This is a genomic window from Eikenella sp. NML120348, assembly GCF_001648435.1.
Taxonomy (GTDB): domain Bacteria; phylum Pseudomonadota; class Gammaproteobacteria; order Burkholderiales; family Neisseriaceae; genus Eikenella; species Eikenella exigua.
Genome location: NZ_LXSP01000009.1, coordinates 1 through 8715 on the forward strand (window position 1 = coordinate 1; position 8715 = coordinate 8715).

General features: G+C 56.2%; 8 protein-coding genes and 1 pseudogene. 7 read left to right on the forward strand and 2 right to left on the reverse strand.

What is annotated here, in order from left to right:
• A pseudogene (locus tag A7P99_RS09870) lies at positions 1 to 247 on the reverse strand (hypothetical protein); the annotation flags it as partial.
• Between the two features lie 596 nt (positions 248 to 843).
• Positions 844 to 1617: a peroxide stress protein YaaA gene (yaaA, locus tag A7P99_RS09375; RefSeq protein ID WP_067528540.1), complete on the reverse strand. Its 774-nt coding sequence runs from the start codon at positions 1615 to 1617 to the stop codon at positions 844 to 846.
• A gap of 171 nt (positions 1618 to 1788) precedes the next feature.
• On the opposite strand from yaaA, the gene leuE reads away from it, so the two are divergent.
• The 7 genes from leuE to A7P99_RS09410 all read left to right on the forward strand — a co-directional run bounded on the left by leuE (position 1789) and on the right by A7P99_RS09410 (position 8552).
• Positions 1789 to 2442 carry a leucine efflux protein LeuE gene (gene leuE / locus A7P99_RS09380; protein ID WP_067449245.1) on the forward strand — a complete coding sequence of 218 codons (654 nt, stop codon included), beginning with the start codon at positions 1789 to 1791 and terminating at the stop codon, positions 2440 to 2442.
• A gap of 129 nt (positions 2443 to 2571) precedes the next feature.
• Entirely contained in the window at positions 2572 to 2913 is a 342-nt protein-coding gene (locus A7P99_RS09385; RefSeq protein ID WP_067449243.1) for a hypothetical protein, read from the forward strand.
• A 322-nt stretch (positions 2914 to 3235) separates the two neighbouring features.
• On the forward strand, positions 3236 to 3454 hold the full coding sequence (locus tag A7P99_RS09390; protein WP_067442046.1) for a hypothetical protein: 219 nt from the start codon (positions 3236 to 3238) through the stop codon (positions 3452 to 3454).
• Between the two features lie 33 nt (positions 3455 to 3487).
• Positions 3488 to 6697: a carbamoyl-phosphate synthase large subunit gene (gene carB, locus A7P99_RS09395; protein ID WP_067528536.1), complete on the forward strand. Its 3210-nt coding sequence runs from the start codon at positions 3488 to 3490 to the stop codon at positions 6695 to 6697.
• Positions 6698 to 6717: 20 nt separating this feature from the next.
• Entirely contained in the window at positions 6718 to 7863 is a 1146-nt protein-coding gene (locus tag A7P99_RS10515) for a site-specific integrase (RefSeq protein ID WP_067687330.1), read from the forward strand.
• Between the two features lie 17 nt (positions 7864 to 7880).
• A complete protein-coding gene (locus tag A7P99_RS09405) occupies positions 7881 to 8108 on the forward strand; it encodes a hypothetical protein (protein ID WP_067449237.1) in 228 nt (75 codons plus the stop codon).
• Positions 8109 to 8111: 3 nt separating this feature from the next.
• The gene (locus tag A7P99_RS09410) at positions 8112 to 8552 is read left to right on the forward strand and encodes a transcriptional regulator (RefSeq protein WP_067442036.1); all 441 of its coding nucleotides are present in this window, start codon (positions 8112 to 8114) and stop codon (positions 8550 to 8552) included.
• Positions 8553 to 8715: the final 163 nt, after the last annotated feature.

Genomic DNA, 8715 nt, shown 5'->3' on the forward strand with positions numbered 1-8715 from the left:
CCAAGGAAGTCATCAGGAAATACACCATCAGGCCGATGGCGGCATAAGCCACCAATGCGCCGCCCGGGCCTGCCATATGGATGGCGCTGCCGCTGGCCATAAACAGGCCGGTGCCGATGCTGCCGCCGATGGCAATCATGGAAAGATGGCGCGACTTTAAATGACGGCGCACTTTGGTGCCGCCAGAAGAAGCCGGTGCGGGCGCCACGGCCACCGCCGCAGCAGAACTACCATCGAAAGAACTCATTTTGGTTCCTTTCAAAAAAGCATATAGCCAAAATCTTTTCTGCCATAACTCATTGAACGGCAAGGAAAACGACTTTAGCTATACGTTATTACGCACACGCGGCGCGCCAGCACCGCAACTCAATTTTGGGCGGATTATAAACCCTGATCGCCCGCTGAAAAACCCATAATTTCCCCTGGCGGCCAAATCGGCCAAATTAGCTGCCTTTTTTAATTGACACATTACTCAACCAGCACCCAACCCGTTGCCCTGAAAGCCGCTTGATACCTGGCCTCACGCGCCGAGCAAGCTCCGAGTTGCCGCTGCGAAAAAACGTAACATAAAAACCACATTTGCCCGAGGGGCTCTCCCCAAAATACTTGCAGGCTACCTGAAAACGCCCGGTTAGGTTTCAGGTAGCCTGCTTGATGTGGCGGCACGCGGTGCGGAACAATGCGCCGCTGTCGGTTGGCAAAGGGGAATAAAACAGCAAAGCCGATTAGTGTGGGCTCGACAAAAGGCTACCTGAAAACGCCGGCTCAAAATGAAAATGCCGCCCTCAGCTGCATTCCCAAATTTCAGGTAGCCTCCGCTTCTCCATCACGGCCTGCCGCGCATCACTGCTCGCCGCGTCGGAACACCCATTCGTTTTCCGAAGAAGCCGCCGCGCAGAAGGCGTAGCCCTCGCTGTTGAAATCCAGCAGCTGCTCCGGCTCGGTGAGGGTGCGTTCGGCGGCATAGCGCAGCATCAGGCCGCGGGCGCGTTTGGCGTAGAAACTGATGATTTTGTAGCGGCCGTTTTTCTCGTCTTGGAACACGGGGGTAATCAGGCGGCCGCCGAGTTTGGCCGGCTGCACGGCTTTGAAATATTCCTGCGACGCCAGGTTCACCAACACATCGGTTTGCGCCTCGGCCATGCGTTCGGCCAGCAATTCGGTAATCAGGCTGCCCCAGAAGGCGTATAAATCCTTGCCACGCGGGTTGGTCAGCTTGGTGCCCATTTCCAAACGGTAGGGCTGGATTAAATCTAAGGGGCGCAACAGGCCGTAGAGGCCGGAAAGCAGGCCGGCATGGCCTTGCAGCCAATCGATTTGCGGCGAGGCGAGGCTCTCGGCATCGAGGCCTTCATACACATCGCCGTTAAACAAATACACCGCCTGCTTGGCGTTTTGCAGGCTGAAAGGCGGCTGCCAAGCCGCATTGCGCTCGGCGTTGAGGCGGGCGATTTTGTCCGATACGCCCATCAGCGCCGACAAATCCTGCGGCGCCAGCTCGCGCAGTTGCGCCATCAGGATGGCAGACTGCTCAAGCAGCGCGGGCTGGCTGTGTTCCTTGGTGGGCGCGGCGGCGGTTTCGTTTAGGTTTTTAGCGGGCGAGAGGATGAAAAACATGGCGTTCTCTTTAATGAAGGGGTGCAAATTGGCGGGCAGTTTAGCCGCCTGCGGGGCAACAGGCAAACGGCGGAATAAATCGGCGCGATAGTTTGCAGATAGTTTTCAGGTAGCCTACACCCTGCCTGCCTCATTAAAATAGCCGTCTCCATAAAAGGCTACCTGAAAACCATGTTCGGCATCATCAATCCCCTCTCCTACCTAATCGGCACCATCATCCTCGTCATTATGCCCGGCCCGAACAGCATGTTTTGCCTCTCCGTAGCCGCACAGCACGGCGCGCGCAAAGCCTACCGCGCCGTATGCGGCGTATTGCTGGGCGATTTAGTGCTGATCCTGCTCACCGTACTCGGCGCCGGCACCGCGCTCAAGCTCTATCCCGCCCTATTTCACGCCATGAAGCTCGCCGGCGGCCTGTATCTGGCCTACATCGGCTCCGGCCTCTTGCGCGGCGCATTGCGCAAATGGTTTGCCCCGCCGCCCGTTTTGGCAGCCGGTTTGCCGCCCACCCCGCCCGCCGGGCACATCTTCAAACGCGCCCTGCTGCTCAGCCTCACCAACCCCAAAGCCATCCTGTTTTTGCTGTCGTTTTTTGTTCAGTTCGTCGATCCCGCCTATCCGCACCCCGCCCTCTCCTTCCTGCTGCTGGCACTGGTTATGCAAACCGTCAGCTTCAGCTACCTCACCCTGCTCGTTTTCGCCGGCCACCGCCTCGCCAACCTGTTCCGCCGCCACCGCCACGTGACCACCGCCTGCACCGCCACCACCGGCCTGCTCTTTATCGGCTTCGCCGTGAGCCTGTGGCTGGCCGGAACCGAGTTTTAATTTACGGCTTCAGATAGCCTCATTCAGATAGAAATAACTGCTCAGGCTACCTGAAAAGCAAAACAGATTGCCGTATAATTGGCGGCATTTGGCCTCGCGCCCCATCTTTGCCGAATTTAAGGAATCCCCATGCGCAAACTCATCCCCCTCCTCGCCGCCCTCGCCCTTTCCGCCTGCTCCAGCCTCGGCAACCAAGCCTTCGGCGGCGAAAGCGCCACTTTCGGCAGCGACAACATCCTACGCGACGACGTGCTCAAAGTCGTGCGCACCGCCGAAGCCGCCTCGTTCAATTGCCGCAATATCGAATCCGTACACAGCAAAATCAACAGCGCCCACAAAGTGCACGGCCGCCTGCAGGTGCGCGAAGTGTGGACCGTCCGCGCCTGCGGCCAGGCACACCGCTACAACATCGGCCTTTTCGAAGACGCGCGCGGCGAAACCGACTTCACCGTCAGCCTGAGCTCCCGCTAAACACCAAAGAAAGGCTACCTGAAAAAGATGTCTTGCGGAGCAAGGCTGAGTTTCTGCGAAGCTAAAAAGGATTTTGCCGATTTTCAGGTAGCCTTTTGGAGCAAGGACTATTCAAACATCCTTTGAATCCGTCAATAGGGTATGTGCCGAAAGGCACGCACGCGGTGGGTTGGGTTTGCCGGGAAAATGGAGAACGCGTGCGGACGTACCGCACACACCCTACATGCGGGCTACGGCTTGCTTAGGAAATATTTCAGGGGAAATATTTCAGGGATACCATATGTCATAATAATGTAATTATTATTAAGATGAGGATAATAATATGTCTGAAGGATTCATTATTGTTAACAAAGGCGTTTTTGAAAAACTAATCATTGGGAAATTTGAGCTAGAAATTAAACCCAAACCTAATAAAGATGGAATAGTAAAAAGATTTTACAGATATGATGAACGTGGCCACAAAAGATATATAGCTGTTGCCGATGAAGACAAAAATGATTTTAGAATAGATAAAGAAATTTATACTGAACTAGACCTTTAATATTCTTACAACTTAGAACTAGAGACCCCACTCATGCCCAAACGTACCGACCTAAAATCCATCCTTATCATCGGCGCCGGCCCTATCGTTATCGGTCAGGCCTGCGAATTTGACTATTCGGGCGCACAGGCCTGTAAGGCTTTGCGTGAAGAAGGCTATAAAGTCATTCTGGTGAATTCCAACCCCGCCACGATTATGACCGACCCTGAAATGGCGGATGTTACCTACATCGAGCCGATTATGTGGCAGACGGTGGAGAAGATTATCGCCAAAGAGCGGCCCGATGCGATTCTGCCCACGATGGGTGGCCAGACCGCGCTGAACTGTGCGCTGGATTTGGCGCGCAACGGCGTGCTGGCGAAATACAATGTCGAGCTGATTGGCGCGACGGAAGACGCGATCGACAAGGCGGAAGACCGCGGCCGCTTTAAGGAGGCGATGGAGAAAATCGGCCTCTCCTGCCCAAAATCTTTTGTCTGCCACACGATGAACGAAGCTTTGGCGGCGCAGGAACAGGTCGGCTTCCCGACGCTGATTCGTCCGTCTTTCACCATGGGCGGTTCGGGCGGCGGCATTGCGTACAATAAAGACGAGTTTTTGGCGATTTGCGAACGCGGTTTCGATGCGTCGCCCACACATGAGCTGCTGATTGAGCAGTCCGTTCTCGGCTGGAAAGAGTACGAGATGGAAGTGGTGCGCGATAAGAACGACAACTGCATCATTATTTGTTCGATTGAAAACTTCGACCCGATGGGCGTGCATACGGGTGACTCGATTACAGTTGCGCCGGCGCAAACGCTGACGGACAAGGAATACCAAATCATGCGCAACGCAAGCTTAGCGGTATTGCGCGAAATCGGCGTGGACACGGGCGGCTCGAACGTGCAGTTTGCAGTGAACCCTGAAAACGGCGAGATGATTGTGATTGAGATGAACCCGCGCGTGAGCCGTTCGTCCGCGCTGGCTTCCAAAGCAACCGGCTTCCCGATTGCGAAGGTGGCGGCGAAACTGGCTGTCGGCTTTACGCTGGACGAGTTGCGCAACGACATCACCGGCGGTCGTACGCCTGCGTCGTTCGAGCCTTCCATCGACTATGTGGTAACCAAAATCCCGCGTTTTGCGTTTGAAAAATTCCCTGCCGCAGACGACCGCCTGACCACGCAGATGAAATCGGTGGGCGAAGTGATGGCGATGGGCCGCACCATTCAGGAAAGCTTCCAAAAAGCCCTGCGCGGCTTGGAAACAGGCTTGTGCGGCTTCAATCCGCGCAGCGAAGACAAAGCGGAAATCCGCCGCGAACTGGCTAACCCCGGCCCCGAGCGTATGCTGTTTGTGGCAGACGCGTTCCGCGCGAGCTTCACGCTGGAAGAAATCCACAAAATCTGCGCCATCGACCCTTGGTTCTTGGCGCAAATCGAAGACTTGGTGAAAGAAGAGCAGCAGGTAAGTGCAGGCTGCCTGCAAGATTTGGATTTCGCCGCCTTACGTCGTCTGAAACGCAAAGGCTTCTCCGACAAACGCATCGCGCAGCTTTTAGGAGTAAAAGAAAAAGAAGTGCGCGAACACCGCTACGCGCTGAAGCTGCATCCCGTCTATAAACGCGTCGATACCTGCGCCGCCGAGTTCGCCACCGAAACCGCCTACCTCTATTCCACTTACGAAGAAGAATGCGAAGCGCGTCCTTCCGACCGTAAAAAAGTGATGATTCTCGGCGGCGGCCCGAACCGCATCGGTCAGGGCATCGAGTTTGACTACTGCTGCGTTCACGCCGCGCTCGCACTGCGCGAATCGGGTTTTGAAACGATTATGGTCAACTGCAACCCCGAAACTGTGTCCACCGACTTTGACACCAGCGACCGCCTGTATTTCGAGCCGCTAACGCTGGAAGACGTGTTGGAAATCGTCCGCACCGAAAACCCGTGGGGCGTGATTGTGCATTACGGCGGCCAAACCCCGCTCAAACTCGCCAACGCGTTGGTTGAAAACGGCGTGAACATCATCGGCACATCCGCCGACAGCATCGACGCCGCCGAAGACCGCGAACGCTTCCAAAAAGTGTTGAACGACTTAGGCTTGCGCCAACCGCCCAACCGCATCGCCCACAACGAAGAAGAAGCGCTCGTCAAAGCCGAAGAAATCGGCTATCCGCTGGTCGTGCGCCCGTCTTATGTCCTCGGCGGCCGCGCCATGCAGGTCGTCCACTCCGCCGAAGAGTTGCAAAAATACATGCGCGAGGCCGTGCAGGTATCCGAAGACAGCCCCGTGTTGCTCGACTTCTTCCTGAACAACGCGATTGAAGTCGATGTGGACTGCGTTTCAGACGGCAAAGACGTCGTTATCGGCGGCATCATGCAGCACGTCGAACAGGCAGGCATCCACTCCGGCGACTCCGGCTGCTCGCTGCCGCCCTACTCGCTCAGCGAAGAAATCCAAGACGAAATCCGCCGCCAAACCAAAGCCATGGCCTACGCGCTGGGCGTGGTCGGCCTGATGAACGTACAGTTTGCCGTGCAGGACGGCGTGGTGTTCGTGTTGGAAGTGAACCCGCGCGCCAGCCGTACCGTCCCCTTCGTCTCCAAAGCCACCGGCGTGCCGCTCGCCAAAGTCGGCGCGCGCTGCATGGCAGGCATTTCCCTGCAAGAGCAAGGCGTGGAAAAAGAAGTCGTCCCCGATTTCTATGCCGTTAAAGAAGCCGTGTTCCCCTTCATCAAATTCCCCGGCGTGGACACCATTCTCGGCCCAGAAATGCGCTCCACCGGCGAAGTGATGGGCGTAGGCGAGACCTTTAGCGAAGCATACCTCAAAGCCCAGCTCGGCGCAGGAGAACGCATGCCCGCCACCGGCAAAATCTTCCTTTCCGTGCGCGAAGAAGACAAGCCGATCATCGTCCAAACCGCGCAAAACTTCCAAGCCTTAGGCTACGGCGTCTGCGCCACGCGCGGCACGGCAGGCTACCTGAAAGAGCACGGCGTGGTGGTGCAGGCGGTCAACAAAGTGCCCGAAGGCCGCCCACACATCGTGGACGCGATTAAAAACGGCGAAATCGCGCTGGTGGTAAACACCGTGGCCAGCAGCCCGCAGTCCGTGGCCGACAGCCACAGCATCCGCCGCAGCGCCCTCACCCAACGCGTACCGCAATACACCACCGTGGCCGGTGGCGAAGCCATGAGCGAAGGGATGAAAAGCTTCAACCTCCTCGATGTGTATAGCGTGCAGGATTTACATGCCCGCTTGAAAGGATAGCCGGCATCTGCGAACATGCCATGAAAGAATGGGGGCTGCTGCGCGAGAACCTCGTACGCAAAATCAGCAACCCGAAAAAAGGCAGAGAGAGAACTAGGTGGCCAACCGAACAAGAGATTACCAATATCTGCGCCGCTCTCTTATATCAGCCGGACGGCAAGTCGGAACTGATTGTACAACGGGTAGCCATTGCCGTTTTATTCACCATCGAAACTGCCATGCGGGCAGGCAAGATTTGCGGCCTGAAATGGGCAGATGTGGATTTCACGCGCCGCCTTGCCCATCTACAGATTACCAAAAACGGCGACAGCCGAGACGTGCCATTATCCAAGCGTGCGCTGGAACTGCTCGAGCAACTGCGCAGCATTGATGATGTGTGGGTATTTAACGTGGATGCCAAAAGTTTGGACGTGTTATTTAGGCGGGCGCGGGATAACTGCGGCATTATCGACCTGTATTTTCACGATACCCGCCGCGAAGCTCCCACACGTTTATCCAAAAAAGTACCGGTTGAAGTGCTGGCAAAAATCAGCGGCCACCAGGATTTAAGAACACTGCTCAATGTGTACTACCGCCCTGATATGGCGGATATTGCGCAAATGCTGGACTACCTTGGCCATGCCTTAATCAACCCATCATGCCGTGCCGCACAGTCGTTATACAGATGCACCACTTCCAGCGCCCACGGCAGCATCACCTTGCCCGTTGTTCCCGACAATTCGGGCAGCCTGGGGCAGGGCATAGCCAAATCGGCCGGCGGCTCAATGGCGCTCGGCAATGGCGGCGTTGAGGACTTGCACCCCGGAAGCATCAACGCAATCGCCAGTAAACACAGGCCGCTCGATAATTTGCTGTACCACTTCACGCCTTACCCTCACTTTCTCGTCCGCTTCGGACTTCTCTTGTTGATATTCCACGCTTGCCGCATGGGCGGTTTTTTGATGCTTCTGCTTTTGCTCGGCCAGTTTGGCATTGATGGCTGCCGTGGCCGCAGCATAGCCCACCTGATAGCGTGCCCTGCCGTATTGCACTTCGCCGTATATCACGGCCAGCAGTACCACACCGCCGAGCAGCGGCTTCCAGTATTTAAAAAACCATGTTATGGGATTCCTTTCTTCTTCCTGTTTACACCTGCAAACACTTTCACTATAATCAGGCTACCTTAACCAATCGGACAGTCAGCATGGGCAAGCATCCCGACAAACACATCAGAGCCGCATTGGCTTATGCCGAGCAGCACGGCTGGGCGGTTGTTCCCGCCGGCAAGCCCGCCCATGCGTTCTGCCGCTTGCGTTGTCTGCAAGGACATACCGAACACCAAATGAGCGTGTGGAGCACACCGCGCAATCCGGAAAACCATGCCAAACAAATCATCCGTAAAGTAAACGAATGCCTGCCCGAACAGGAGTGACCCATGAATACCTACCATTTCAGCATCCTCATCCGCGATACCGACCTGCACGATTTAGAAGACCGCCTGTATGAAGCGGGCTGCGACGATGCGCTGCTGTGCTTCTATAACCAAACCCCATATCTCGAATTCGACCGTGAGGCCGAGAGTGCCGAAGCTGCCGTGCGCAGCGCCCTAGACAATATCCGTGCTGCCGGTTTCGGCGATTTGGTGTTGCAGGAATCCGGTGTGGCTACCTTGGCCGAGATGGCCGCCCGCGCCGGACTGACCCGCGCTGCCCTCTCCAACTACGCCACCGGCAAACGCGGCGGCGGCTTCCCTGCGCCGATGTATGGGGTGGGCAGCGGCTCTGCCCTGTATTCGTGGCCAGAAGTGGCCGGCTGGCTGCACCGGCACGGCCAACTGTCGCAGGCGCAATACGATATCGCCCATGTGGCCGGATAGTTTCAGGCAGCCCCTTGCATTTGCAGGGGGTTTTGTTTATGATGATCTCACTACTAAATCACAAGCGGATATCTGCCCCGTCAGTGCACATTTTTTGTGCCTATCGGTTTCGTTGCTCTCTCCTTGCATGAGATTAGCGGCACAAAACGCCAAGTTTCTCTGG

Excerpts from the sequence above, each read along its gene's own strand:
- yaaA (WP_067528540.1), bottom strand. The coding sequence starts at position 1,617 with ATGTTTTTCATCCTCTCGCCCGCTAAAAACCTAAACGAAACCGCCGCC.
- leuE (WP_067449245.1), top strand. The coding sequence starts at position 1,789 with ATGTTCGGCATCATCAATCCCCTCTCCTACCTAATCGGCACCATCATC.
- A7P99_RS09385 (WP_067449243.1), top strand. The coding sequence starts at position 2,572 with ATGCGCAAACTCATCCCCCTCCTCGCCGCCCTCGCCCTTTCCGCCTGC.
- A7P99_RS09390 (WP_067442046.1), top strand. The coding sequence starts at position 3,236 with ATGTCTGAAGGATTCATTATTGTTAACAAAGGCGTTTTTGAAAAACTA.
- carB (WP_067528536.1), top strand. The coding sequence starts at position 3,488 with ATGCCCAAACGTACCGACCTAAAATCCATCCTTATCATCGGCGCCGGC.
- A7P99_RS10515 (WP_067687330.1), top strand. The coding sequence starts at position 6,718 with ATGAAAGAATGGGGGCTGCTGCGCGAGAACCTCGTACGCAAAATCAGC.
- A7P99_RS09405 (WP_067449237.1), top strand. The coding sequence starts at position 7,881 with ATGGGCAAGCATCCCGACAAACACATCAGAGCCGCATTGGCTTATGCC.
- A7P99_RS09410 (WP_067442036.1), top strand. The coding sequence starts at position 8,112 with ATGAATACCTACCATTTCAGCATCCTCATCCGCGATACCGACCTGCAC.